Source organism: Streptomyces sp. CS113, from assembly GCF_002188365.1.
Lineage (GTDB): Bacteria > Actinomycetota > Actinomycetes > Streptomycetales > Streptomycetaceae > Streptomyces > Streptomyces tendae.
Genome location: NZ_KZ195574.1, coordinates 7,360,657 through 7,384,984 on the forward strand (window position 1 = coordinate 7,360,657; position 24,328 = coordinate 7,384,984).

The window sequence follows — 24,328 nt, forward strand, 5'->3', positions numbered from 1 at the left end:
GAGGATCCCCGTACTTGTCGCGAACACGTACGGGGAGGGCCACTTGAGCACGAGCAGCATACGGCGGAGGGCGACCGCGTTCGGCACCGCCGGAGCGCTGGTCACCGCCACGCTGATAGCCGGCGCCGTCTCGGCGCCCGCCGCGAGCGCCGCCCCGGCCGATGGGCACGGGCACGCGCGGGGCTGGGACAAGGAGGCGCGCGGTGCCGCCATCGCCGCCGCCCGCGCCTCCCGAGCGGGCGTCGACTGGCGGGACTGCGCCGCCGACTGGAACCTGCCGAAACCCATCCAGTGCGGCTACGTCACGGTGCCGCTGGACTACGCCAAGCCGTTCGGCAAGCAGATCAAGCTCGCCGTCGACCGGATCGGCAACACCGGGAGCAAGAGTGAGCGCCAGGGCGCGCTCCTCTACAACCCCGGCGGCCCCGGCGGCTCCGGTCTGCGCTTCCCGGCGCGGGTCACGAGCAAGAGCGCGGTGTGGGCCAAGACGGCCAAGGCCTACGACTTCGTCGGCTTCGACCCCCGCGGCGTCGGCCACTCCGCGCCCATCTCCTGCGCCGACCCGCAGGAGTTCGTCAAGGCGCCCAAGGCCGACCCCGTGCCCGGCTCGGAGGCCGACAAGCTCGCCCAGCGCAAGCTCGCCCGCGAGTACGCCGAGGGCTGCTTCGAACGCAGCGGCGAGATGCTCCCGCACATGACCACGCCGAACACCGCGCGCGACCTCGACGTCATCCGCGCCGCGCTCGGCGAGAAGAAGCTGAACTACCTCGGCGTCTCCTACGGCACCTACCTCGGCGCCGTCTACGGCACCCTCTTCCCGGACCACGTCCGCCGCATGGTCGTCGACAGCGTCGTCAACCCGTCCCGCGACAAGATCTGGTACCAGGCCAACCTGGACCAGGACGTCGCCTTCGAGGGCCGCTGGAAGGACTGGCAGGACTGGGTCGCCGCGAACGACGCCGCCTACCACCTCGGCGACACCCGCGCCGAGGTCCAGGAGCAGTGGCTGAAGCTGCGCGCCACCGCCGCGAAGGAGCCGCTGGGCGGCGTCGTCGGACCGGCCGAGCTGATCTCCTTCTTCCAGAGCGCCCCGTACTACGACTCCGCCTGGGCGCCGACCGCCGAGATCTTCAGCAAGTACGTCGCCGGTGACACCCAGGCCCTCGTCGACGCCGCCGCACCCGACCTGTCCGACACCGCGGGCAACGCCTCCGCGGAGAACGGCAACGCCGTGTACACGGCCGTCGAGTGCACCGACGCCAAGTGGCCCACCGACTGGAACACCTGGGACCGGGACAACACCCGGCTGCACCGCGACCACCCCTTCATGACCTGGGCCAACGCCTGGATGAACCTGCCGTGCGCCACCTGGCCGGTCAAGCAGCAGACCCCGCTGGACGTGAAGACCGGCAAGGGACTTCCGCCGGTGCTGATCGTGCAGTCCGAGCGGGACGCCGCCACTCCGTACGAGGGCGCCGTCGAACTGCACCAGCGGTTCAAGGGCTCCCGGCTCATCACCGAGCGGGACGCCGGCTCGCACGGCGTCACCGGACTGGTCAACCCGTGCATCAACGACCGCGTGGACACCTACCTGCTCACCGGCAAGGTGGACGCCCGCGACGTGACCTGCGCGCCGCACGCCACGCCCAAGCCGTAACCCGGCGGGCGGAGACGAAGGAAGGGGGCGGCCGGTCCGACCGGCCGCCCCCTCCCCGTGCAGCGACCGGTCGCCCCCTCCCCGTGCCGCTAGCGTCCCCCGGCCCAGGCGTCCTCCGCCGCGTAGTCGAAGAGGTCGCCGTACGCCCGGAACATCTTCGGGTACGCCTCCCGCCAGTCCCGCCCCGCCAGCCGCTCCCGGATGAAGGCCACCGTCTCCGGCAGGGTCTCGGCGTACCGGGCCACCGGGCGGTAGCCCAACTGCTCCCGGGCCGCGCCCATGTCGCACACCACCGGCGCGGGCACGGTCCACGGGGTGTCGCCCACACCGTCCGCCGGCGGGCCGTCCAGCAGCACGTCCTCGGTCTCGACGCCCATCACCGCGTCGATGGCCGCCGCGATCTCCGCCACCGTCGGGGCGTCCGGGTCCACCGCGTTCAGCACGCGCGTGCCCGGCCGCGGGGCCGCCAGCCGGATCAGCTCGGCGATGTTGCGCACGCCCGCCGGATGGAAGCGGCTGGCACCGCCGTACGCGAGCACGCGCCGGCGCCTGCCGTCGAGGTTGCGCTTGACGAAGTACAGCTCGCGAGGCGTTTGGCAGTACGGCCCGTGGATCGCACCCGCCCGCAGCAGGGTCACCGGCAACCGGTCGCCCGCCGCGAGGAGTTCCCGCTCCAGCGCCGCCTTGCCGGTGCTGTACGAGCCGTCGCCCGGGCGTACGGTGCGCTGTGTCTCCGGGAGCGGCACCGGGTACTCGGGGAAGCCGCCGGGCTCGCCCTGCGTGTCGAAGTTGCGGCCCTTGTCGTCCTCGTAGACCGACACGCTGGAGATCACCACCGCCGAGCCGACCCGCCCGGCCAGCGAGACCAACTGCCGTGCCTCCCGCTCCCCGTAGGCCACCATGTCCACCAGGACGTCGCAGCCCTCGCCCACCACCGCCGACAGCGCCGCGTCGTCCTCCCGGTCGGCCCGCGCCACCCGTACGTCCTCCGGCCACCGCGCGTCCCGCTCGCCGCCCCGCGAGACGGCCGTCACCTCCCAGCCGTCCCCGGCCAGCGCGCCGACCGCCGCCCGTCCGATCTGTCCCGTCGCCCCGATCACCACTGCACGTGTCATACGGCGACCGTAGGCGTCCCGTCGCCGGTCGGCCACGCCCTTCTGCCCACGGCAGACGACGGCACCCGACGGCCCCCCGGCTAGCGGTGCGGCAGCCGGGGGAACCTCCGGCCCTGCGCCGCCTTCTGCGCCTCCTCGGCCTTCACGTCCGCCGCGTACCGGTCCACGTACTCCTGACCGGACAGGGACAGGATCGCGTAGACGATCTCGTCGGTGACGGCACGCAGCACGGCCTTCTCGCCCTCCATGCCCGCGTAGCGGGAGAAGTCGAGGGGTTCGCCGAAGCGGATGACCACCGGGTGCAGCTTCGGGATCTTCCGGCCCGGCGGCTGCGCCTCGAAGGTGCCGATCATCGCGCAGGGCACGACGGGCACCCCGGCCCTGAGCGCCATCACCGCGACGCCGACCTTGCCCTTGTACAGCCGGCCGTCGTGCGAGCGGGTGCCCTCCGGATAGATGCCGAGCAACTCGCCCCGGCCCAGCACGCCGAGCCCCTCGCGGATCGCGGCCTGCCCCGCCTCCTTGCCGGAGCGGTCCACCGGGATCTGCCCCGCGCTGCGGAAGAAGAACGCGGTCAGCCTGCCCTTGAGGCCGGGACCGGTGAAGTACTCGGCCTTGGCGAGGAAGGTGATGCGGCGCTTGAGTACCGCGGGCATGAGGAAGTGGTCGGAGAAGGAGAGGTGGTTGCCCGCGACGATGGCCGCCCCCGACCCCGGCACATGGTCGAGCCCCTCGATGCGGGGACGGAAGACGACCCTCAGCAGCGGGCCCAGCAGTACGTACTTGAGCACGTAGTAGAACACGGTGCGTCTCCCAGTTCTCCGGGCTCTCGGCCGGTCGTCGGCGACCGGTGATCGATCGTAGCCCGACCTCGCCGAAACCGGACGGGACCGGTTCGGACGCTCTTCGGTCAACTCGATTGACGCGGCCTGCCCTCTCCTCTGTGCTGTCCGGTGGCGGAAGGCGCGAAGCCCGGGTGGCGCACGGCCCGCGGCGGGGGCGCGACCCGGGGGAGGGCGGATGACCGGCGGATCGGCAGGGGCGGACGGATCGGCACGGGCGGACGGATCGGCACGGGCGGACGGATCGGTACGGGCGGAGAGACCGGCACCGACGGGCAGACCGGCGCCGACGGACAGACCGGCACGGGCGGACGAGGCCCCGTGGGCGGAGTTCGGGCGGCAGTTGCGCTCCCTGCGCCGGGCGGCCGGGCTCACGCAACTGCAACTCGGCCTGCGGGTGGGCTACCACCACTCCGCCGTGAGCAAACTCGAGGCGGGACTGCGCGAGCCGCCCGTCGGGCTGGTGCGCAGGCTCGACGCGGTGCTGGAGACGGGCGGAGTGCTGGCCGCGGTCGTCGCCGCGCCGCGCGAAGTGCCGCGGCGGCCGGGCAGCGGCCCGGCCGACCCGGCGCTGTTCGCGCCGCTGCCCGGCGCGGACGTCGCCGCGGGACAGGACGCGCCGGACGTCCGGATGTGGCCCGCGCGGCTGCCCGCCGAGGGGCTGGCCTGCCCGCTGCACGGCACCGCGGGCTGCGCGGTGCCCGAGCCGGGCGAGTTACCGGCGCTGCTCGGCGGGCCGGCACCGGGGGGCGGTGCGGCCCCGGCGTGGGGCGCGGGCGGCGGAGCGGCGGTCGCCGAGACGGAACTGCTGCACGGGCTCACCGCGGTCCTGGCCGGCCTGATCCGCGAGGCGTTCCGGCACGAGGGCCGCGTGAGTGCCGTGGAGGGACTGCTGCGGGCCCTGGCCCACTGGGCCGGCGAGGTCAACTCCGCCGGGCGGCTGCCGTACGGGCAGTTGCGGCTCGGCGCCCAGTACGCCCAGGTCGCCGGCCGGCTGCGGATGGAGCGCGGTCAGATCGGCGTGGCGATGGCCTGGTTCGGCCACGGACTGCGCTGGGCGGACGCCGTCCAGGACGCCTCGGCCCGCGCGACCCTGCTCAGCGACATGTGCACCCTGGTCCGGCTCGACGGCGACCCCTCGCTGATGCTCGGCTACGCCCGGGGCATCGGCGCGGTGGACACGAGACGCCGGTGGATGGGCACCCTGTCCGACCTGTACCAGGCACGCGGCCACGCCCTGGCGGGCGACACCGCGGCCTGCCGCCACCACATCTCCCTGGCCCGGCGGGGATTCGCCCGCCTCGGCCCGCAGGACCACCTGGAGGCGCCCTGGATGGCCGGGGCCGAGGGCGCGATGCGGGTCGACTCGGCGATCGGCGGCGCGCTGCGCGACCTCGCCGTGGCGACCGGGGACCGGGCGGCGGCCCGGCGTGCGGTGGACGCCACCGCACGCTCGCGCGCACAGGTGCCGCCGCAGATGCGCAGTGCCCGGCTGCTGCTCACCCTGCGCCTGGCGGACAGCTGGGCGTGCGCCGGTGATCCGGGCGCGGCCGTCGCCCTGGCCACCGAGGCCCTGCCGGAGGCGGTGCGCTCGCGCGAGTCGATGGTCACCGCCGAACTGCGCGGCCTGCACAGCAGGCTCACCGGGAAGTGGGCCGACCTGCCGGAGGTCAGGGCGTACCGCGAGCGGCTGCTCGACGCGGGGGAGTGAACCCGCGAGGCATCTGCCGGCCACCCACCCGTACTTGCCGGAATTTGACAGGACCGCACCGCGCCCGCCGAGCCGTTGATTGCGGTGCGCCGAGGTGTGAGGGTTCCGCCAGCCCGCGACCTGACATGCAACTGACACCCGAGGGACGCGTCCCCGCACCCCAGGGCGCGCGTCCGGCATGTCACGGCCCGGGTCGGCCCGCAAGGAGCCCCCCACTCTCACAAGGAGCCACGATGCTCAGACAGACCGCGGTGGCCGGGACAGTCCTGGCCATGACGCTCGCAGGGGTGGTGGTACCGACCTCCCTCGCCTCGGCCTCGGAGCGGTCCGCGCCCTCCGCGGCGGAACCCACCCCCGTCGAGAGGGCCGTCGCCGCGGCCGACCAGGCCGTACGCAGCGGCCTGGACGCCCTCGTCGCCGGCGGCCCCGACGAGCGGTACGACCGCCACCAGGTCACCCCCTGGGACGAGAACCTGTTCTCCGTCGCCTACGAGCGCACTTACCACGGACTGCCGGTGGTCGGCGGCGACGCCGTCGTCCTCGCCGACGGCAAGGGCAGGGTCCGCGCCGTCCGGTCCGCCACCGAGGCCGCGATCGCCGTGCCCACCGAGGCCGGGATCAAGGCCGCGCAGGCGGTGCGGACCAGCCGCGAGCGGCTCGCGAAGGTCGACGAGGTCGACTCCAAGCGGCTGGTGGTCCGGGTCAAGGACGACGTCCAGACCCTCGCCTGGGAGACCGTGCTCGTCGGCACCACCGAGGACCACGCGCCCAGCAGGCTGCACGTCTTCGTGGACGCCCGCACCGGCAAGGTCGTCGACAGCTACGACGACGTGAAGGCCGGCACCGGCCACAGCGAGTGGAACGGCCCCGACCCGCTGACCATCGACACCTCCCGCTCCGGCAGCCAGTACGCCCTGCGCGACACCACCCGCCCCGGCCTTCAGTGCTCGGACTACAACGGCGGCCTGTTCACCGGACCGGACGACGACTGGGGCACCGGCAACGCCTCCAGCAAGGAGACCGGCTGCGTCGACGTCATGTACGCGGCGCAGAAGGAGTCGGACATGCTCCGCGACTGGCTCGGCCGCAACGGCCACAACGGCAACGGCGGCAGCTGGCCGGTCCTCGTCGGCCTCAACCAGCTCAACGCCTACTGGGACGGCTCCCGCGTCACCATCGGCCACAACAGCGCCAACAAGTGGATCGCCGGCATGGACGTGGTGGGCCACGAGTTCGGCCACGGGCTCGACAGCTTCACCCCCGGCGGCGCCAACCACGAGAGCGGCCTGGGCGAGGCCACCGGCGACATCATGGGAGCCCTGACCGAGGCCTACGCGAACCAGCCCGCCCCGCACGACACCCCCGACTACACCGTCGGCGAGGAGATCAACCTCCAGGGCCGCGGCCCGATCCGCAACATGTACAACCCCCAGCTGGTCAACAACGACCCCAACTGCTACTCCTCCGCCATCCCGAACACCGAGGAGCACGCGGCCGCCGGACCCATGAACCACTGGTTCTACCTCCTCGCCGAGGGCTCCAACCCGGGCGGCGGCAAGCCCGCCAGCCCCACCTGCGACGGCAGCCGGGTGACCGGCATCGGCATCCAGAACGCCGGGAAGATCTTCTACGGCGGGATGCTGCTCAAGACCAGCGGCATGACCTACAAGCGGTACCGCAGCGCCACCCTCACCGCGGCCAAGAACCTCGACCCGTCCTGCGGCCTGTTCGACGCCACCAAGGCGGCCTGGAACGCGATCGACATCCCGGCCCAGAGCGGCGACCCGACCTGCACCGGGCAGCAGACCGACTTCTCGCTGGCCCTCAGCCCGGCGAGCGGCAACGTCGAGGCCGGTTCCGCGGTCAACGCCACGATCAACACCACCACCGTCACCGGCGCCGCCCAGCAGGTGTCGCTGACGGCCACCGGCACCCCGCCCGGCGTGAGCGTCTCCTTCAGCCCGTCCACGGTCACCTCCGGCTCCAGCTCGACGATGCGTGTCTCCACCACCTCGGGCACCGCCGCCGGAACCTACTCGATCACCGTCAAGGGCACGGCGGGCAGCAAGAGCCACACCGCCCAGTACACCCTCACCGTCGGCGGCGGCACCGACCCCGGCACCCCGCCCGACGTCGACGTCGCCCAAGTGCAGGCCCACCTCGCGCAGTTCGGCTCCATCGCCGCGCAGAACGGCGGCAACCGCCGGTCCACCGGCTCCGGGTACGACGCCTCCCTCGCGTACGTGAAGGGCAGGCTCCAGGCGGCCGGTTACACCGTCACCGAGCAGACCTGCACCTCCGGCTGCTCCGCAGGCGCGGGCAACAACCTGATCGCGGAGTGGCCCAAGGGCGACGCGAACAGCGTCTACATGTTCGGCGCCCACCTCGACGGCGTCTCGGCGGGCCCCGGCATCAACGACAACGGCTCCGGTTCGGCCGCGCTCCTCGAGACGGCGCTGACCCTGGCCGAGCAGAACCCGACCATGGAGAACCGCGTCCGCTTCGCCTGGTGGACCGACGAGGAGCAGGGCCTGAACGGCTCCGACTTCTACGCCCGGGCCCTGTCCTCCACCGAGCGCGCCAGGATCAAGGCGTACTACAACTTCGACATGGTCGGCTCCGTCAACGGCGGCTACTTCGTCAACAACCTGACTTCCTCGGCCTCCGCCCCGATGCGGGAGTACTGGACCTCCCTCGGCCTCGCCCCGCAGGAGAACGTCGAGGGCCAGGGCCGCTCCGACGACTACTCGTTCCAGCAGGTCGGCGTCCCCACCTCGGGCTACGCCACCGGCGCCTCCGCGATCAAGTCGTCCTCGGAGGCCGCCAAGTGGGGCGGCACCGCGGGCCGGTCCTACGACCCGTGCTACCACTCCGCCTGCGACACCACCTCCAACATCAACGCCACCGCGCTGAACCGCAGCGCCGACGGCATCGCGTACACGATCTGGAAGACCGCCGTCGGCGACGCACCGAACCCGCGGGACGACTTCTCCCTCTCCGCGAACCCGTCCTCGGGCACGGTCGAGCCGGGCAGCTCCGCGACGGTCACCGTGAACACCGCCACCACCAGCGGCGACGCCCAGACCGTGCGGCTGTCCGCGTCCGGCGCGCCGACCGGAGTGAGCGTCGGCTTCAGCCCGGCCTCGGTCACCTCCGGCCAGTCCTCGACCGCCACGGTCCAGGTCGCCGCGGGCACCGCTCCCGGCACCTACACCCTGACCCTCACGGGTACGGGCACCGTCACCCACACCACGACCTACACCCTCACCGTGCCCGGCGACGGCGGCGGCGAGACCACCTGGCGGCTGGGAGCCACCTACGCGGCCGGTGACCTGGTCAGCTACGACGGCGTCAGCTACCGGTGCATCCAGGGCCACACCGCCTACCCCGGCTGGGAGCCGCCCAACGTCCCGGCTCTGTGGCAGCGCCTCTGACACGCGGGCGGGAAACGCCTGACGCGCCGACGGGCGGTGGGGTTCGCACCGAACCCCACCGCCCGTCGGCGGACCCGCCCCCGCGTCAGAACTTCGGCGTCGGCGGACCGCCCCGCGTCAGAACTTCGGCGTCGGCGGACCGCCCCGCGTCAGAACTTCGGCGTCGGCGCCTGCGCCTCAACCATCTCCGCGGCCTCCTCCTCGGTCCCCACCGCCGGCGGGGAGCCCGCCAGCGGCTTCTGGGCCGTCTCCTTCATACAGGCCACGGCCACCACACCGACCAGCGCCGCCGCCATCGAGTAGTACGCGGGCATCATGTCGGAGCCGGTCACACTGATCAGCGCGGTGATCACCAGCGGCGTGGTCCCGCCGAAGATGGACGCCGACAGGTTGTAGCCGACCGACAGGGACCCGTACCGGACGTTGGTCGGGAACATCGCCGGGAGCGCCGCCGACATCGTGCCCAGCAGGCAGACCAGTGACAGGCCGAGCATCAGCATGCCGCCCGAGACCGCGAGCAGACTGCCCTCCTGCACCAGCACGAAGGCCGGGGCGGACAGCACGAAGAATCCGATCATGCCGGTCATCAGGACGGGCTTGCGGCCGAAGTGGTCGGAGAGCCGGCCGACCTGGTTGATGATCAGCATCAGCAGGACCATCGTCGCCACCAGGATCATCAGACCGTGGCTCTCGCTGTAGTCCAGCTCGTCCGACAGGTACGTCGGCATGTACGACAACAGCATGTAGTCGGTGATGTTGTACGCCCCGACCAGCGCGATGCACAGCACCAGCGACCGCCAGTGGGTGCGGAAGATCTTGGCGAGGTCGCCCCGCGCGGTGGTCTCCACCGCGGTCGCCGCCTCGGAGATGTGGACGTTGGAGTCCTCCAGCTTCAGGAAGGCGGGCGTGTCGTCCAGCCTCAGCCGCAGGTAGATACCCACGATGCCGAGCGGCGCCGCGACCAGGAACGGGATCCGCCAGCCCCAGGCGTCCATCGTGTCGCTGCCGAGCCCCGCCGTCAGCGCGGTGACGAGACTGGCCGCACCGGTGTACCCGGCCAGCGTCCCCAGCTCCAGGAAGCTGCCGAAGAACCCGCGCCGCTTGTCGGGCGCGTACTCGGCGATGAAGGTGGACGCGCCGCCGTACTCGCCGCCGGTGGAGAAGCCCTGGAGCAGGCGGAACAGGATCAGCAGCAGCGGCGACCAGAAGCCGATCGAGTCGTAGCTGGGGATGAGCCCGATGGCGGCCGTGCCGATCGCCATCAGGATCATCGTCAGCGCCAGCACCTTCTTGCGGCCGACCTTGTCGCCCATCGGGCCGAAGACCATGCCGCCGATCGGCCGCACCAGGAACGCCACGGCGAACGTCGCGAACGAGGAGAGCAGCTGCGCGGTGTCGCTCCCGGAGGGGAAGAACACCCGGCCGATCGTGCCCGCCAGATAGGCGTAGATGCCGAAGTCGAACCACTCCATGGCATTGCCGAGAGAGGCCGCCTTGACGGCGCGCTTGACGGCTGCCTCGTCCGTGACGGTGATGTCCGACCGGCGCAGCCGCGGGTTCTGCCGGCGCTTGATCGCCCGGAAGAGGGCGGGGTGGCGGCGCACCGCCGCGGCGTCGGTCTCCGGTCCGTTCTCGGTGGGGGACGTGGCGGCCTCCCTTTCCACACGCAGACACTCCGGACGGAGCGCCGCTCGGTCGTACGTCTCTCAGGTCGTACCCGTTCCCCCGATCATGCTGGGTATGGTCGTGACTTCGGTCATGTGACTGGGCCGATGAGGTGAGCGGCCGGTGAGTACGCTTCGCACATGCGTATCTCCGTCTCCTCCGACATGGACGAACCCGTGGCCCGGCTCCTGGTCGGGGAACTGCGCGCCCGCGGCCACGAGGTCCGCGCGCACGGCGCGCTGAGCCCCGGGGCGGACCCGCGCTGGGCCGCCTGTTCCGAGCAGGCGGCCCGCGAGGTCGCCGAGGGGCGGGCCGACCAGGCCGTGGTGTGCTGCTGGACCGGCACCGGCGCCTCCATCGCCGCCAACAAGGTGCCCGGCGTTCGCGCGGCCCTGTGCGCTGACGCGTACACCGCCGACGGGGCCCGGCGCTGGAACGACGCCAATGTGCTCGCCCTGAGCCTCAGGCTGACGTCCGGGCCGCTGCTGCGGGAGATCCTCGACGCCTGGTTCGCGGGCGGACCGAGCGAGGACGCCGAGGACCGGGACAACGTCGCCCACGTCGAGCGGCTCGACGAGGACCGCCGAGCCGCTCGGTGAAACCCGCCGGGCGGGTCAGGAGGTCAGGACCTTCTCCAGCGTCCCGAGGGCGCCGGTCAGCTCCTCGGCCGTGACGGTCAGCGGCGGGGCCAGCCGGATCGTGGAGCCGTGGGTGTCCTTGACCAGGACGCCCTCGCGCATCAGCCGCTCACTGATCTCGCGCCCGCTGCCCAGCGCCGGGTCCACGTCGACGCCCGCCCACAGCCCCCGCGCCCGGAAGCCGACGACGCCCTTGCCGACCAGCGCGGCGAGTCCCTCGCGCAGCACCGCGCCCAGCTCGGCCGCCCGGCGCTGGAACGCGCCGGTCTCCAGCAGCTCCACCACCGCCGTGCCCACCGCGGCCGCCAGCGGATTGCCGCCGAACGTCGAACCGTGCTCGCCCGGACGCAGCACACCCAGCACCTCACGGCTGCCGACCACTGCCGACACCGGGACGATGCCGCCGCCCAGCGCCTTGCCGAGCAGCACCACGTCCGGCACCACCGACTCGTGCTGGACGGCCAGGGTGTGCCCGGTGCGGCCCAGGCCCGACTGGATCTCGTCCGCGACGAACAGACAGCCCTTGCGCCGGGTCAGCTCCCGCACCCCGGCCAGATAGCCGTCGTCCGGGATCAGCACCCCCGCCTCGCCCTGGATCGGCTCGATCAGCACGGCCGCCGTCGTCTCGTCGACCGCCGCCTCCATCGCGGCCAGGTCGTTGTACGGAACGATCCGGAAACCGGGCGTGAAGGGGCCGAAGCCGGAACGGGCCGTCTCGTCGGTGGAGAAGCTCACGATCGTCGTCGTACGGCCGTGGAAGTTGTCCGCCGCGACCACGATCGTCGCCCGGTCCGCCGGGACGCCCTTGACGTCGTAGGCCCACTTGCGGGCCACCTTGATGCCGCTCTCCACCGCCTCCGCGCCGGTGTTCATCGGCAGCACCATGTCCGTGCCGGTCAGGGCGGCCAGCCGCTCGGCGAAGCCCGCCAGCCGGTCGTTGTGGAAGGCGCGCGAGGTCAGGGTGAGCCGGTCCAGCTGCCGGTGGGCGGCCTCGATCAGCGCCGGGTGGCGGTGGCCGAAGTTGAGGGCCGAGTACCCGGCCAGCATGTCCAGGTAGCGGCGGCCCTCGACGTCCTCGACCCAGGCGCCCCCGGCGCGGGCCACCACGACGGGCAGCGGGTGGTAGTTGTGCGCGAGGACGGGCTCCTCCGCGCGGATCAGTTCCTCGGAACCGCGGTCGGTGCGGGCGGGTGCGGTCATGAGCGGGTCTCCCGGATCTCCTGGGTGCAGCACTTGATGCCGCCACCGGCCTTGTGGAACTCGGACAGGTCGACGGGCACGGGCAGATAGCCGCGGCCGGCGAGCCGGTCGGCCAGCTCCCGGGCCTGAGGCGCGATGAACACGTGCCGTCCGTCGGACACGGAGTTGAGCCCGAACGCCATCGCGTCCTCGCGGGTGGCGATCACCGCGTCCGGGTAGAGCCGCTCCAGCACCTCCCGGCTGCCGGGTGAGAAGGCGCCGGGGTAGTAGGCGATGTTCCCGCCGTCCGCGTCGGTCCCCTCCGCCAGCACGAACAGCGCCGTGTCCAGGTGGTAGAAGTACGGGTCCACCAGGGTCAGTGAGATCACCGGCACGCCGAAGAACTCCTGCACCTCGCGATGGGCCGCGGGGGTGGTGCGGAACCCCGTGCCGGCCAGGATCCAGCGCCCGGCCGGGACCAGGTCGCCCTCGCCCTCGCAGACCGACTCGGGATGGTGGACCTCGAAGCCCTCCGTCTTGAACCACGCCTCGAAGGGCACGGACTCCGGACGCCGCTCGGGCGCGTGGAAGAGGGAGCCGAAGACCCGGCCCTCGACCACCACCGCGCAGTTCGCGGCGAAGACCATGTCGGGCAGGCCGGGGACCGGCGCGACGGTGTCCACGGTGTGGCCGTGGGCACGGTAGGTGTCGACCAGCGCCTGCCACTGGTCGAGGGCGCGGATGACGTCGACCGGTCGGCCGGTGCTCATCCACGGGTTGATCGCGTACTGCACGGCGAAGTGTCTGGGTTCGCAGACCACGAAGCGCCGCCGGCGCGGCACACGGGACTCGGTCACAGAGGGGTACCTCCGCTTTTCACGGTGTGTGACGGGGTGTTGACACCACGGTAAGAAGGGGCGACCGCGCCCGACAAGCGACGAAAGCTGCGTGTTCCCGCAGGATCGCTGCGTTGTTCCCCTGGTCAGCGCACGTCCGCTGCGTCCTCTGGGGCGAGCAGGGCCGCTCCTGCCTCGGGACTGTCCGGGATCAGGTGGGACAGCACCATCACGCTGATCGTCTTCCGGATGAACGGCTCCGCACGAATCCGCTCGAGCACCTCCTCGAAGTGCTCCACGTCCCGCGCCCGCACGTGCAGCAGGGCGTCCGCGCCGCCGGTCACCGTCATCGCCGCGGTGATCTCCGGGTAGCCCCGCACCACCTCCGCGAGCCGCCGCGGCGGCGCCGCCCCCTCGCAGTACACCTCCACGTACGCCTCCGTGCGCCAGCCCAGCGCGGAGGGCCGCACCGTCGCCGTGAAACCGGTGATCACCTCGGTCTCGCGCAGCCGGTCCACCCGGCGCTTGACCGCCGTCGAGGACAGTCCGATCTCCGCGCCGATCTCGGCGAAGGACGTCCTGGCGTTCTCCATCAGGGCGGTGACGATCTTCCGGTCGAGTTCGTCGAACGAAGCGGGCCTGCTGCTCATGCGGGCACTGTATCCAGCGGATACGTCCACGCCCGGCCCGTGTGCAGGCGTGCGGATTACTCCTACACTCCAGCCTCATGCTGCGCGCCCTGGCTGTCGACGACGAACGCCCCACGCTCGAGGAACTCGTGTACCTCCTGAACGCCGATCCCCGCATCGGCGCGGCGGAGGGCGCGAGCGACGCGACCGAGGCGCTGCGCCGCATCAACCGGGCGCTGGAGTCGGGCCCCGACGGTCCCGACGCCATCGACGTCGTCTTCCTCGACATCCAGATGCCGGGCCTCGACGGACTGGACCTCGCCCGGCTGCTGACCGGGTTCGCGCGGCCTCCGCTCGTCGTGTTCGTCACCGCGCACGAGGACTTCGCCGTCCAGGCCTTCGACCTGGACGCCGTCGACTACGTCCTGAAACCCGTGCGCCGGGAGCGGCTGGCCGAGGCGGTGCGCCGCGCCGCCGAGCAACGCGGCGCGACGCTCCCCTCGCCGCGGATACCCGTGCACGAACCCGACCCCGACCACATCACCGTGGAACTGGGCGGCGTCGCCCGCTTCGTCGCCGTGGACGCCATCACCCACGTCGAGGCCCAGGGCGACTACGCCCGCCTGCACACCGACCGGGGCAGCCACCTCGTCCGCATCCCCCTGACCACCCTTGAGGAACGCTGGCGGGCACGCGGCTTCGTCCGCATCCACCGCCGCCACCTCGTCGCCCTGCGCCACATCGGCGAACTCCGCCTGGACGCCGGCACCGTCAGCGTCCTGGTCGGCACCGAGGAACTCCAGGTCAGCCGGCGCCACGCCCGGGAGCTGCGGGACCTGCTCATGCGGAGGCCGTGAACCGTGCCCCAGGACCCCGCCGAACGGCGCGTGACCGTCACCGGCCCGCCCAGGCGTACCCGGCGCGCCTCGGGCTACTACCGCCCGCGCACCGAGATCGACGAGCAGACCACCCTCGGTCACACCTACGTCCGCTCCCTCATGCGCAGCCAGCTGCGGGCCGGCCTCACCGCCCTCGCCGTCCTCGGCCTCCTCGTCGGACCGCTGCCGCTGCTCTTCGCGGCGCTGCCCGACGCCCGCGGCCTGGAGTGGGCCGTCCTCGGCTTCGGCCTGTACGCCCCCCTGGTCCTCCTCGCCCGCTGGTACGTGCGCCGCGCCGAGCGCAACGAACGCGACTTCGTGCGGCTCGTCGAGGACCGGTGACCGTGCGGAACGAGGCCGAGAAGGCGCCATGAACTCCAGCTACGCGATACCCGCCGTCGCCCTCGTCGTCGTGGCCACCGTCCTCGTCGGCGCCTTCGGCCTGCGCATCTCCCGGACCACCTCCGACTTCTACGTCGCCTCCCGCACCGTCGGCCCCCGCCTCAACGCCGCCGCCATCAGCGGCGAGTACCTCTCCGCCGCGTCCTTCCTCGGCATCGCCGGCCTGGTCCTCGTCCAGGGCCCCGACATGCTCTGGTACCCGGTCGGCTACACCGCCGGCTACCTCGTCCTGCTGCTGTTCGTCGCCGCCCCGCTGCGCCGCTCCGGGGCCTACACGCTGCCCGACTTCGCCGAGGCCCGGCTCGCCTCCCAGGGGGTGCGACGGCTCGCGGGCGCCTTCGTCGTCGGGGTCGGCTGGCTGTACCTGCTGCCCCAGCTCCAGGGCGCCGGGCTGACCCTGAGCGTGCTCAGCGGGGCGCCCGACTGGCTGGGCGGGGTGATCGTCGCCGTCGTGGTCGCCGCGATCGTCGCCGCCGGCGGCATGCGCAGTATCACCTTCGTCCAGGCCTTCCAGTTCTGGCTCAAGCTCACCGCCCTGCTCGTCCCCGCCTTCTTCCTGGTGCTGGCCTGGCAGGCCGACGGCGCCCCCGGCCGCCCCTTCGACGAACCCGCCACCTTCCGCGAGCAGCGCTCCGTACGGGTCGACGACAGCCTCACCCTCAAGCTCGACGAGCCGCTCACCGTCACCGTCGACGGCACCGTGGACGGCCGCGCCCACGACGGAGACCGCGTCGCACTGCCCGCCGGCACCCACCGCATCGCGGCCGGCGCCCGCCTCACCTTCGCCGCGGACACCCCCGTCCCGGCGGCCGGACGCGGCGCCGACGACGCCCTGTCCCCGTCCCGGGCCGAGAGCCGCACCGAACGCCCGCTGTACGCCACGTACGGCCTGATCCTGGCCACGTTCCTGGGCACCATGGGGCTGCCGCACGTCGTGGTCCGCTTCTACACCAGCCCGCACGGCGTCGCGGCCCGCCGCACGACCGTCGCCGTGCTCGGCCTGATCGGCGCCTTCTACCTGCTGCCGCCCCTCTACGGTGCCCTCGGCCGCCTCTACGCCCCCGAACTGACCCTCACCGGGGACGCGGACGCCGCGGTCCTGCTGCTGCCCGACCGGGTGATCGGGGGAGTGGGCGGCGACCTGCTGGGCGCGCTGGTCGCGGGCGGTGCCTTCGCCGCGTTCCTGTCCACCGCGTCGGGGCTCACCATGGCCGTCGCGGGCGTCCTCACCCAGGACGTGCTGCCGTCCCGCGCCGTGCCGCACTTCCGGCTGGGCACCCTGCTCGCCATGGCCGTGCCCCTGGCGGCGAGCGCGCTGGTCGGCGGGCTCCCGGTCGCCGACGCCGTGGGCCTCGCCTTCGCGGTGTCCGCCTCCTCCTTCTGCCCCCTCCTGGTCCTCGGCATCTGGTGGCGGCGGCTGACCCCGCCCGGCGCGGCCGCCGGGATGCTGGTGGGCGGCGGCTCGGCCCTGCTCGCCGTCGCCGCCACCATGGGCGGCTTCCCGGGCGGCGGCGGATCGCTGCACGCGCTGCTGGCCTGGCCCGCCCTCTGGTCGGTGCCGCTGGGCTTCCTCACCATGGTGCTGGTGTCCCTCGCCACCCCGGGCCGGGTGCCGGCCGGGACGGCGGCGATCCTGGCCCGCTTCCACCTGCCGGAGGAACTGGGCACGGAGGAACTGCGTACGGACGACCTGCGCGCGGGCGCCCCGCGTACGGACGACCTGCGCACGGGCGCCCCGCGTACGGACGACCTGCGCACGGGCGCCCCGCATACGGACGACCTGCGTACGGACGCCCCGCGTGCAGAAGACCCGCGCTCGAACGGCCCGGACGCGACGGCCGACCCGCGCAAGGAGTCCACGCGGTGAGCGGCTCCGTGGGCGGCTTCCTGGCGGGGCTGGCCGTCGCCCTGCTCCCCCTGCTGGCCGCCGGCTTCTGGCTGGGGCGGCGCACGGCCCGGCCGGAGCACCTCGGCGGCCTGGGCACCCCGGTCGAGCACGCCACCTTCCAGACCCTGCACACCGCCTCCCTGGCCACACCCCCGCTGCGGGCGGGCCTGACGGAGGAGACCGCCGGGAAGTCGGCCCGCAAGCTGCGCTCCCTGCTGGGCACGGACGCGCTGTGTCTGACCGACCTCAAGGAGGTCCTGGTCTGGGACGGTGTGGGCACCCATCACCGCGCCGAGATCATGGAACGGATCGCCGGACCGCTGGAGACCGGCCGCGGGGAGGCCTTCCGGCTCACCTGCGACACCCCGGACTGCACGGTGCGCTGGGCCGTCGTCGCCCCGCTGACCGTGGACGACCGGGTGCACGGCGCCCTCGTCGCCTGCGCGCCCCGAGAGTCCGCCGTGCTGGTCCGGGCCGCCGGGGAAGTGGCCCGCTGGGTCTCCGTCCAGCTGGAGCTGGCCGACCTCGACCAGTCCCGCACCCGGCTCATCGAGGCCGAGATCAAGGCACTGCGCGCCCAGATCTCCCCGCACTTCATCTTCAACTCGCTCGCGGTGATCGCGTCCTTCGTCCGCACCGACCCCGAGCGCGCCCGCGAGCTGCTCCTGGAGTTCGCCGACTTCACCCGCTACTCGTTCCGCAGGCACGGCGACTTCACCACCCTCGCCGACGAGCTGCACGCCATCGACCACTACCTGGCGCTGGTGCGGGCCCGCTTCGGCGACCGCCTCGCCGTCACCCTCCAGGTCGCCCCGGAGGTGCTGCCGGTCGCGCTGCCCTTCCTCTGCCTCCAGCCGCTCGTCGAGAACGCCGTCAAGCACGGCCTGGAGGGCAAGGCCGACCGGTGCCGCATCCAGATCACCGCCCAGGACGCGGGCGCCGAGGCCCTGGTCGTCATCGAGGACGACGGCGCCGGCATGGACCCCGACCTGCTGCGCCGCATCCTCGCGCGCGAGGTCAGCCCGTCGGGCGGCATCGGGCTGTCCAACGTCGACGACCGCCTCCGCCAGGTCTACGGGGACGACCACGGCCTCGTCATCGAGACGGCCGCCGGCGCGGGCATGAAGATCACGGTCCGGCTGCCGAAGTACCAGCCGGGCGTGCACTCGGCGGGCCGGCTCGGTCGCGACTGAGCCGGCCCGCCGGGTGACGGGGGCGCCCCGCGCGGGGGCTCAGGCGCTGCGGGTGGCCACCAGCCCCAAGGTGATCAGACCGAGCACGACCCAGCCGAACCACAGCCAGCCGTTGCTCCCGAGCGCCACCGTGTACGCCGTCACCGCGACGAGGCCGCCGATGGTGAGCGCCCCCATCGTCTTCGTCGAACTGTCCGTGGAACCGGGCATCGCAACACCCTCCTCGTGTCCGTTGCCCTCCATGGTGCCCCGTTCAGCCGCCGCGTGTGTTCAGTGAGGCGAGGTAGGCGTTGTACGCCGCCAGTTCCTTGTCGCCGTCGCGGTCGGCGGCCCGGTCGCTGCGCCGGGCCTGGCGCTCCTCCGAGGCGTACCACTGGAAGAGCAGCGCGAGCAGCACCAGCACGGACGGGACCTCGCTGAAGGCCCAGGCGATGCCACCGGCCGCGTTCTGGTCGGAGAGCGCGTCGATGCCGAGCGAGGCGGGCGGGTTCTCGAACGTCTTGACCATCGGGGAGGAGGCCATCATCAGCGCGATGCCGAAGAACGCGTGGAACGGCATCCCCGCGAACAGCTCCAGCATCCGCATCAGGTAGCCCGGCCGGTGCGGGCCCGGGTCGACGCCCATGATCGGCCAGAAGAACACCACGCCCACGGCGAGGAAGTGCACCATCATCCCGATGTGCCCGGCCTGCGAGCCCATCAGGGTGTCGAAGAGCGGGGTGAAGTACAGGGCGTACAGGCTCGCGATGAACAGCGGGATGGTGAACGCCGGATGCGTGATGATCCGCATGTAGCGGCTGTGCAGCAGCATCAGCAGCAGCTCACGGGGCCCCTTGCGGCCACGGCCCGCCGGGGGCAGCGCGCGCAGCGCCAGCGTGATCGGGGCGCCGAGCAGCAGCAGGATCGGCGACACCATGCTGATCACCATGTGCTGGACCATGTGCACGCTGAACATGACCATGCCGTAGTCGTTCAGCTTGGTGCACATCATCAGGGCGACGCTCAGCACACCGGTCACGAAGGCCGTGGTCCGGCCGACCGGCCACTTGTCACCGCGCCGCACCAGGCGGACGACGCCCCAGCCGTACAGCGCCAGTCCCAGCAGGCAGGCGACCAGGAAGAAGGGATCCGCCGACCAGGCGAGGCCCCGCCCCAGCGTGAACGGCGGCAGATCCATCGTCATGCCGTGCCCGCTGTGATCCATCCGCCCGCTCCTGTTTCGTGGGGGTTGAGCGCGGTTGAACGCCGCTTGTCCGAAGCAAGCGTAGAACCGCCCCCGGCGACATTTTTCACCGGGGGCGGTACAGCGTCCCGTCAGGGGCGCGGGGCTGTATCAATCTGCGGCTCCGCCCCGTGGGCGCGAGCAACCACGGACTACCCGCGGACGGAGTACTGCGACAACCTCAAAGAACACACTCCGCCTCCGCGTACCGCGCATCCGGCACCGTCTTCAAGGACTCCACCGCGTCGGCGAGCGACACCATCTTGATGTCCGTCCCGCGCAGGGCCGTCATCTTCCCGAACTCCCCGCGGTGCACCGCCTCCACCGCGTGCCACCCGAACCGCGTCGCCAGCACCCGGTCGTACGCCGTCGGTGTGCCGCCGCGCTGGACGTGTCCGAGGATCACCGGCCGGGCCTCCTTGCCGAGCCGCTCCTCCAGCTCGATGGAGAGCTGGCGGGCGATGCCCGCGAAGCGCTCGTGGCCGTAGACGTCCTTGCCGCCCTCGTCGAAGTCCATGGTGCCGGCCTTCGGCTTGGCACCCTCCGCGGCCACCACGATCGCGAACCGCTTGCCCGCGGAGAAACGCTCCCCGACCTTCGCGGTCAGCTCGTCGATGTCGAAGGGCCGCTCCGGTACGACGACGGCGTGCGCGCCGGCCGCCATGCCCGAGTGCAGCGCGATCCAGCCGGTGTGCCGGCCCATGACCTCGACGATCAGCACCCGCTGGTGCGACTCGGCGGTGGTCTTCAGCCGGTCCAGGGCCTCGGTGGCGACGGTCACCGCGGTGTCGAAACCGAAGGTGACGTCGGTGACCGCTATGTCGTTGTCGATGGTCTTCGGCACGCCCACGATCGGCAGGCCGTTGTCGGACAGCAGCCGGGCCGCCTTCAGCGTGCCCTCGCCGCCGATCGGGATGACCGCGTCGAGACCCAGCTCCTCGACGTGGCCGCGGGCCCGCTCCACGCCGTCCCGCAGGTGCTCGGGACGGACCCGGGAGGAGCCGAGGATGGTGCCGCCGCGGGCCAGGATGCCGCCGACCGCGTCGAGGTCGAGCTTGAGGTAGTCGCACTCCAGGAGGCCCTTCCAGCCGTCCCGGAAACCGATGACCTCGTCGCCGTGGTCGACGACGGCACGGTGCACGACGGACCGGATGACGGCGTTCAGGCCGGGGCAGTCGCCGCCGGACGTGAGGACACCAATGCGCATAGCCCGAAATACCTTCTCAACGTGGCACGGGTCCGGACCGCGCTGTCCGGCTCGATCCCCGCCACCCTAGCGGTACGAGGGGGCGGGGCCGAACCACGCGTCCGCCTACTGGACGCACCCGCTCACCTGTGCGGATGCGTCATCAGACGGGCCGTCGCGAGCGCTCTCAGGCCGGCTGCTGCGCAACTGTGACTACGCAGGCTGCTGCGCAACTGTGACTACGCAGGCTGCTGCGCAGCCGCGATGCGCTCGTTGCGGAGTGCCTCGTACCAGCGGTCGTCGGTCGGCGGCAGGGCGTTCACGTCGAGGGCCAGCTTGAGCAGCAGGTCCGCGATCAGCGGGTTGCGGGCCAGCACGGGGCCGTGCATGTACGTGCCGAAGACCGTGTCGTTGTACGCGCCCTCGGTGCCGTCCCCGGTGCCGTTGCCGTTGCCGAAGCGGACCTGGGCGAGCGGGCGGGCGTTGGGCCCGACGTGGGTGACGCCCTGGTGGTTCTCGAAGCCCGTCAGCGGGGGCAGGCCGAGGCGCGGGTCGATGTCGCCGAGGACGTCGCCGACGCACCGCGCGCCCTCGCCGCGGGTGGAGACCACGTCCAGCAGGCCGAGGCCCGGCTCGCGCTGGCCTAGGTCGTTGATGAACTCGTGGCCCAGGATCTGGTAGCCGGCGCAGACCGAGAAGACGATCGCGCCGTTCTCCACCGCCCGGTACAGGCCGCCGTCGCGGCGCAGCCGCTCGGCCGCGAGGCGCTGCGGCCGGTCCTCGCCGCCGCCGATGAGGTAGATGTCGCCGGAGGTCGGGATGGGCTGGTCGCTGCGCACGTCGAGCCGTGCCACGTCGAGGCCGCGCTGGCGGGCCCGGCGCTCCACGACGAGGGCGTTGCCCTGGTCGCCGTAGGTGCTGAGCAGGTCCGGGTAGATCCAGACGATCCGCAGTTGGTTGTCGCTCACGAAAATCCCCTGAAGTCTCGCGGTCAGTTGCCGACGCGGCGGCGCAGGTCCTGGAAGGCGGTGTAGTTCGCGATGACCTCGATGCGTCCCGGCGGGCAGAGCTGCACCGCCTGGTCGAGGTCCTCGCACACCTGGAACTGCTGGTTCGCGACCTCCAGGCGCACCGCGAGGTCCAGCTTCCGGTCGCCGACCACGCAGATCGGGTGGCCGGACAGCCGGGTGTAGTCCACGTCCCACAGCCAGGAGGTGTCGGTGCCGTCGGCGCCGCGCGCGTTCACCGAGAGGATCACCGGGGCGGGCGGCGGGTCGATCAGCGAGAAGGTCTCCAGCCAGCCCGCCGGGTTCTTGGCGAGTAGCAGGCGCAGGTCGCGGCCCTGGAACTGGACCACGTCGTAGCGCCCGGCGACCGCCTGCACCTGGTACATGCGCTCCAGGGCGACCTGCGGCGGCACCCCGAAGACGGCGGCGACGGCGGCCGAGGAGGCGGCGTTGGCCTTGTTGGCGCGGCCCGGCAGCTGGAGGTGGATCGGCCAGGCGGAGCCGTGCGGGTCGAGCACGTGGTCGCCGGACAGCGCCCAGCTCGGCGTGGGGCGGCGGAAGCCGCACTCGCCGCAGAACCAGTCGTCGCCGGGGCGCTGCATGACGCCGCCGCAGGACGGGCAGGACCAGGCGTCGTCCTTCCACATCTGGCCCGCGGCGACCCAGATCACGTTGGGGGAGGAGGAGGCGGCCCACACCACCAGCGGGTCGTCGGCGTTGGCGACGACCACGGCTTTCGAGCCGGCCAGGCCCTCGCGCCAGTTCTCGGCGAGCATCCGGGTCTCGGCGGCGCGGTCCAGCTGGTCGCGGGAGAGGTTGAGCAGCGCGATGCACTTCGGCTCGGTGGCCTGGGCGACGCCGACGAGGTACTTCTCGTCGACCTCGATGACCCCGTAGCGGGCGTCCGCGCCGCCCGCCAGCGCCGAGGTGATGCCGGCCGGCATGTTGGCGCCGAGCGCGTTGGAGACGACCGGGCCGGCCGCCTTGAGCGCCTCGGCGATGAGCCGGGTGGTGGTGGTCTTGCCGTTGGTCGCCGAGACGAGGGTCACGTCCAGGTGCCCGGCGAGCCGGTGCAGGAGGTCGGGGTCGAGTTTCAGCGCGACCCGGCCGCCGATCACCGAACCGCTGCCGCGCCCCGCGGCGCGCGATGCCGCCGCGACCGCCTTGCCCGCGGTCACGGCGATCTTGGCCCGCGGCGTGAGCGGGTCCGAGTTGCCTGCCATCAGTTCTCGATCCTCCTTGCCGTACGCGCCGCGCCTGAAGCCTGTGAAGCCTGACGGCCACGTGGTGTGGACCTCAGCCTATCGAGATCCATTCGCACTCCCGAATCGCGGCACCGGCCACCGGTTCCGGCGGTGGGCGCGTGCCGCCGGGGGACACAGGGACCTTACTCTGACCGCCATGCGACAAGGCTCCATCCCGGGCGCCCACGGGCGCGTCCGTCCCCTCGGTCTCCTCGGCGACCCCGTCCTGCACGCCCCCTGCGCGGAGGTGACGGACTTCGGCCCGGAACTCGCGGCGCTCGTGGAGGACTTGTTCGCGACCATGTACGCCGCCCACGGGGTGGGCCTGGCCGCGAACCAGATCGGCGAGGCGCTGCGCGTTTTCGTGTACGACTGCCCGGACGACGAGGACGAGCGGCATCTCGGGCACGTGGTGAACCCCCGGCTGGTGGAGACCGGCGGCGTGGTGGTGCGGGGTCCGGAGGGCTGCCTGTCGCTGCCGGGCCTGGAGGCGGGGACCGAGCGGTACGACGAGACGGTCGTGACCGGCTTCACGGTGACCGGTGAGCCGGTCACCGTGCGCGGGACGGGCTTCTTCGCCCGGTGCCTCCAGCACGAGTGCGACCACCTGGAGGGGCGGGTCTACGCCGATCGCCTGACCGGCCGGCGCCACCGCAAGCTGATGCGCCAGGTGGCGCGGGCGTCCTGGCACCGCTGAGCGCCTCCACCGCGCCGAAGACCCGGGCGCGGCCCGGGAAGGCACGGCGACCGGAGCGCGGCCCGGCGGCCGTGGCGTGCCTCGGGAAGGCGCGGCGGCCGAGGTGTACGCCGGGAAGGCGCGGCGGTCGAGGCGCCCCCCCGCGGAGGCGCGGCGACGTGGTGTGCCCCGGGAAGGCACGGCGGCGGGGGCCGTCAGAAGCCCGGGCCGCCCGCCTTGTCGCCGGCCTCCGCGAGCCGGCCCCACAGCAGGTCGGCCAGGGTGCGGACCAATTCCTCCCGGGGACAGGGCCGTTCGCCCAGCCACCAGTCCCCGGCGGCGTGCATCATGCCGACGATCCCGTGCCCCCAGACCCGGGCCAGCTGCTGGGTGCCCGGCCCGACGTCGAGCCGCTCCTCGATGACCTGGGCCAGCTCCTCGCCCATCCGGCGCAGCAGCGGCGCCGAGTGCTTGCCGACGTCGAAGCCCTGCTCGGACTGGTCGCCCGGGGTGCCGGCGCCCTCCGCCGGATGCATCAGGAACCGGTAGACCTGCGGGCGGGCCTCGATGGCCGCCAGATAGGTGTCCAGGGTGGACTCGACGCGCTGCCGCCGCTCCGCCGGAGCGTCCAGCGCGGCCCGCAGCGAGGCGAGGAGGGCGTCCGTGTGCCGGACGGCGAGGGCGGCGTAGAGTCCGCCCTTGTCGCCGAAGTGCCGGTACAGGATCGGCTTGGTGATGCCGGCCTCGGCGGCGATGGCGTTCATCGAGGCGTGCGGACCGTCGCGCAGCACCACCCGGTCGGCGGCCTCGAGCAGCTCGCGCCGTCTGCGGTCGGCGGACGTCTGCTGATCGGTCCGCTGCGTGGTGTTCATGTGCTCTCCCCACCCGTGCTGTTTCGGTGACGCCTGCGCAAACTAACACTCACA

21 protein-coding genes are annotated in these 24,328 nt (G+C 72.7%); 9 read left to right on the forward strand and 12 right to left on the reverse strand.

All coding sequences use genetic code 11. From position 1 onward, the window contains the following. The first annotated feature begins 43 nt into the window (after window positions 1-43). Window positions 44-1,657, forward strand: a complete 1,614-nt coding sequence (locus B9W62_RS33225) for an alpha/beta hydrolase (protein ID WP_087810619.1) — start codon at window positions 44-46, stop codon at window positions 1,655-1,657. Window positions 1,658-1,746: 89 nt separating this feature from the next. Here the strand turns inward: B9W62_RS33225 and B9W62_RS33230 are convergent, their stop codons facing one another. Both B9W62_RS33230 and B9W62_RS33235 read right to left on the reverse strand, forming a co-directional pair. After that, window positions 1,747-2,772 carry an NAD-dependent epimerase/dehydratase family protein gene (locus B9W62_RS33230; RefSeq protein ID WP_087810620.1) on the reverse strand — a complete coding sequence of 342 codons (1,026 nt, stop codon included), beginning with the start codon at window positions 2,770-2,772 and terminating at the stop codon, window positions 1,747-1,749. Window positions 2,773-2,852: 80 nt separating this feature from the next. Beyond that, complete coding sequence (locus B9W62_RS33235) at window positions 2,853-3,575, reverse strand: lysophospholipid acyltransferase family protein (RefSeq protein WP_087810621.1); 723 nt, start codon at window positions 3,573-3,575, stop codon at window positions 2,853-2,855. 217 nt (window positions 3,576-3,792) lie between these two features. On the opposite strand from B9W62_RS33235, the gene B9W62_RS33240 reads away from it, so the two are divergent. Together B9W62_RS33240 and B9W62_RS33245 are read left to right on the forward strand one after the other, a co-directional pair. Beyond that, on the forward strand, window positions 3,793-5,325 hold the full coding sequence (locus B9W62_RS33240; protein WP_087810622.1) for a helix-turn-helix domain-containing protein: 1,533 nt from the start codon (window positions 3,793-3,795) through the stop codon (window positions 5,323-5,325). Between the two features lie 233 nt (window positions 5,326-5,558). Continuing rightward, window positions 5,559-8,759: a M20/M25/M40 family metallo-hydrolase gene (locus tag B9W62_RS33245; protein ID WP_087810623.1), complete on the forward strand. Its 3,201-nt coding sequence runs from the start codon at window positions 5,559-5,561 to the stop codon at window positions 8,757-8,759. A gap of 149 nt (window positions 8,760-8,908) precedes the next feature. Here the strand turns inward: B9W62_RS33245 and proP are convergent, their stop codons facing one another. Then, window positions 8,909-10,423 carry a glycine betaine/L-proline transporter ProP gene (gene proP / locus B9W62_RS33250; protein ID WP_087810624.1) on the reverse strand — a complete coding sequence of 505 codons (1,515 nt, stop codon included), beginning with the start codon at window positions 10,421-10,423 and terminating at the stop codon, window positions 8,909-8,911. A 141-nt stretch (window positions 10,424-10,564) separates the two neighbouring features. Here proP and B9W62_RS33255 point away from each other — a divergent pair, with 141 nt between their 5' ends. After that, on the forward strand, window positions 10,565-11,023 hold the full coding sequence (locus tag B9W62_RS33255; protein ID WP_087810625.1) for an RpiB/LacA/LacB family sugar-phosphate isomerase: 459 nt from the start codon (window positions 10,565-10,567) through the stop codon (window positions 11,021-11,023). Window positions 11,024-11,038: 15 nt separating this feature from the next. Here the strand turns inward: B9W62_RS33255 and rocD are convergent, their stop codons facing one another. The 3 genes from rocD to B9W62_RS33270 form a co-directional block, all read right to left on the reverse strand. Continuing rightward, window positions 11,039-12,262, reverse strand: a complete 1,224-nt coding sequence (rocD, locus tag B9W62_RS33260; RefSeq protein ID WP_087810626.1) for an ornithine--oxo-acid transaminase — start codon at window positions 12,260-12,262, stop codon at window positions 11,039-11,041. Beyond that, entirely contained in the window at window positions 12,259-13,098 is an 840-nt protein-coding gene (ddaH, locus tag B9W62_RS33265) for a dimethylargininase (protein WP_087810627.1), read from the reverse strand. The genes rocD and ddaH overlap by 4 nt, the downstream gene beginning before the upstream one ends. 125 nt (window positions 13,099-13,223) lie before the next feature. Then, a complete protein-coding gene (locus B9W62_RS33270; protein ID WP_087810628.1) occupies window positions 13,224-13,727 on the reverse strand; it encodes an Lrp/AsnC family transcriptional regulator in 504 nt (167 codons plus the stop codon). 77 nt (window positions 13,728-13,804) lie between these two features. Here B9W62_RS33270 and B9W62_RS33275 point away from each other — a divergent pair, with 77 nt between their 5' ends. Genes B9W62_RS33275 through B9W62_RS33290 form a run of 4 tightly spaced genes read left to right on the forward strand, consistent with a single transcriptional unit; the run spans window position 13,805 to window position 18,067 of the window. Further along, a complete protein-coding gene (locus B9W62_RS33275; protein WP_087810629.1) occupies window positions 13,805-14,563 on the forward strand; it encodes a LytR/AlgR family response regulator transcription factor in 759 nt (252 codons plus the stop codon). Between the two features lie 3 nt (window positions 14,564-14,566). Continuing rightward, window positions 14,567-14,926 (forward strand): hypothetical protein, encoded by a 360-nt coding sequence (locus B9W62_RS33280; protein ID WP_087810630.1) that lies wholly within the window; start codon window positions 14,567-14,569, stop codon window positions 14,924-14,926. A 28-nt stretch (window positions 14,927-14,954) separates the two neighbouring features. After that, entirely contained in the window at window positions 14,955-16,853 is a 1,899-nt protein-coding gene (locus B9W62_RS33285) for a sodium/solute symporter (protein ID WP_087810631.1), read from the forward strand. 8 nt (window positions 16,854-16,861) lie between these two features. After that, window positions 16,862-18,067, forward strand: a complete 1,206-nt coding sequence (locus B9W62_RS33290; protein ID WP_179236175.1) for a sensor histidine kinase — start codon at window positions 16,862-16,864, stop codon at window positions 18,065-18,067. Window positions 18,068-18,106: 39 nt separating this feature from the next. Here the strand turns inward: B9W62_RS33290 and B9W62_RS33295 are convergent, their stop codons facing one another. The 5 genes from B9W62_RS33295 to B9W62_RS33315 form a co-directional block, all read right to left on the reverse strand. Continuing rightward, window positions 18,107-18,277: a hypothetical protein gene (locus tag B9W62_RS33295; protein WP_016325678.1), complete on the reverse strand. Its 171-nt coding sequence runs from the start codon at window positions 18,275-18,277 to the stop codon at window positions 18,107-18,109. 43 nt (window positions 18,278-18,320) lie between these two features. Beyond that, window positions 18,321-19,271: a cytochrome c oxidase assembly protein gene (locus B9W62_RS33300; RefSeq protein ID WP_087810633.1), complete on the reverse strand. Its 951-nt coding sequence runs from the start codon at window positions 19,269-19,271 to the stop codon at window positions 18,321-18,323. 199 nt (window positions 19,272-19,470) lie between these two features. After that, window positions 19,471-20,496, reverse strand: coding sequence for a 6-phosphofructokinase (locus B9W62_RS33305; RefSeq protein WP_087810634.1), 1,026 nt, complete (start codon window positions 20,494-20,496; stop codon window positions 19,471-19,473). A 218-nt stretch (window positions 20,497-20,714) separates the two neighbouring features. Beyond that, a complete protein-coding gene (locus B9W62_RS33310; protein WP_087810635.1) occupies window positions 20,715-21,443 on the reverse strand; it encodes a type 1 glutamine amidotransferase in 729 nt (242 codons plus the stop codon). Between the two features lie 23 nt (window positions 21,444-21,466). Next, window positions 21,467-22,705, reverse strand: a complete 1,239-nt coding sequence (locus B9W62_RS33315) for a Mur ligase family protein (protein WP_087810636.1) — start codon at window positions 22,703-22,705, stop codon at window positions 21,467-21,469. 178 nt (window positions 22,706-22,883) lie between these two features. Between B9W62_RS33315 and def the strand changes: the two genes are divergently transcribed. After that, the gene (def, locus tag B9W62_RS33320) at window positions 22,884-23,423 is read left to right on the forward strand and encodes a peptide deformylase (protein WP_179235792.1); all 540 of its coding nucleotides are present in this window, start codon (window positions 22,884-22,886) and stop codon (window positions 23,421-23,423) included. A gap of 194 nt (window positions 23,424-23,617) precedes the next feature. Here the strand turns inward: def and B9W62_RS33325 are convergent, their stop codons facing one another. Further along, window positions 23,618-24,274 carry a TetR/AcrR family transcriptional regulator gene (locus B9W62_RS33325; RefSeq protein WP_087810637.1) on the reverse strand — a complete coding sequence of 219 codons (657 nt, stop codon included), beginning with the start codon at window positions 24,272-24,274 and terminating at the stop codon, window positions 23,618-23,620. Between the last annotated feature and the right edge of the window lie 54 nt (window positions 24,275-24,328).

What these genes read in the sequence shown, in the direction of transcription:
- B9W62_RS33230 (WP_087810620.1), bottom strand. Translation starts at nt 2,772, where the DNA reads ATGACACGTGCAGTGGTGATCGGGGCGACGGGACAGATCGGACGGGCG.
- B9W62_RS33240 (WP_087810622.1), top strand. Translation starts at nt 3,793, where the DNA reads ATGACCGGCGGATCGGCAGGGGCGGACGGATCGGCACGGGCGGACGGA.
- B9W62_RS33245 (WP_087810623.1), top strand. Translation starts at nt 5,559, where the DNA reads ATGCTCAGACAGACCGCGGTGGCCGGGACAGTCCTGGCCATGACGCTC.
- B9W62_RS33255 (WP_087810625.1), top strand. Translation starts at nt 10,565, where the DNA reads ATGCGTATCTCCGTCTCCTCCGACATGGACGAACCCGTGGCCCGGCTC.
- rocD (WP_087810626.1), bottom strand. Translation starts at nt 12,262, where the DNA reads ATGACCGCACCCGCCCGCACCGACCGCGGTTCCGAGGAACTGATCCGC.
- B9W62_RS33270 (WP_087810628.1), bottom strand. Translation starts at nt 13,727, where the DNA reads ATGAGCAGCAGGCCCGCTTCGTTCGACGAACTCGACCGGAAGATCGTC.
- B9W62_RS33275 (WP_087810629.1), top strand. Translation starts at nt 13,805, where the DNA reads ATGCTGCGCGCCCTGGCTGTCGACGACGAACGCCCCACGCTCGAGGAA.
- B9W62_RS33285 (WP_087810631.1), top strand. Translation starts at nt 14,955, where the DNA reads ATGAACTCCAGCTACGCGATACCCGCCGTCGCCCTCGTCGTCGTGGCC.
- B9W62_RS33295 (WP_016325678.1), bottom strand. Translation starts at nt 18,277, where the DNA reads ATGCCCGGTTCCACGGACAGTTCGACGAAGACGATGGGGGCGCTCACC.
- B9W62_RS33300 (WP_087810633.1), bottom strand. Translation starts at nt 19,271, where the DNA reads ATGGATCACAGCGGGCACGGCATGACGATGGATCTGCCGCCGTTCACG.
- B9W62_RS33305 (WP_087810634.1), bottom strand. Translation starts at nt 20,496, where the DNA reads ATGCGCATTGGTGTCCTCACGTCCGGCGGCGACTGCCCCGGCCTGAAC.
- B9W62_RS33315 (WP_087810636.1), bottom strand. Translation starts at nt 22,705, where the DNA reads ATGGCAGGCAACTCGGACCCGCTCACGCCGCGGGCCAAGATCGCCGTG.
- def (WP_179235792.1), top strand. Translation starts at nt 22,884, where the DNA reads ATGCGACAAGGCTCCATCCCGGGCGCCCACGGGCGCGTCCGTCCCCTC.
- B9W62_RS33325 (WP_087810637.1), bottom strand. Translation starts at nt 24,274, where the DNA reads ATGAACACCACGCAGCGGACCGATCAGCAGACGTCCGCCGACCGCAGA.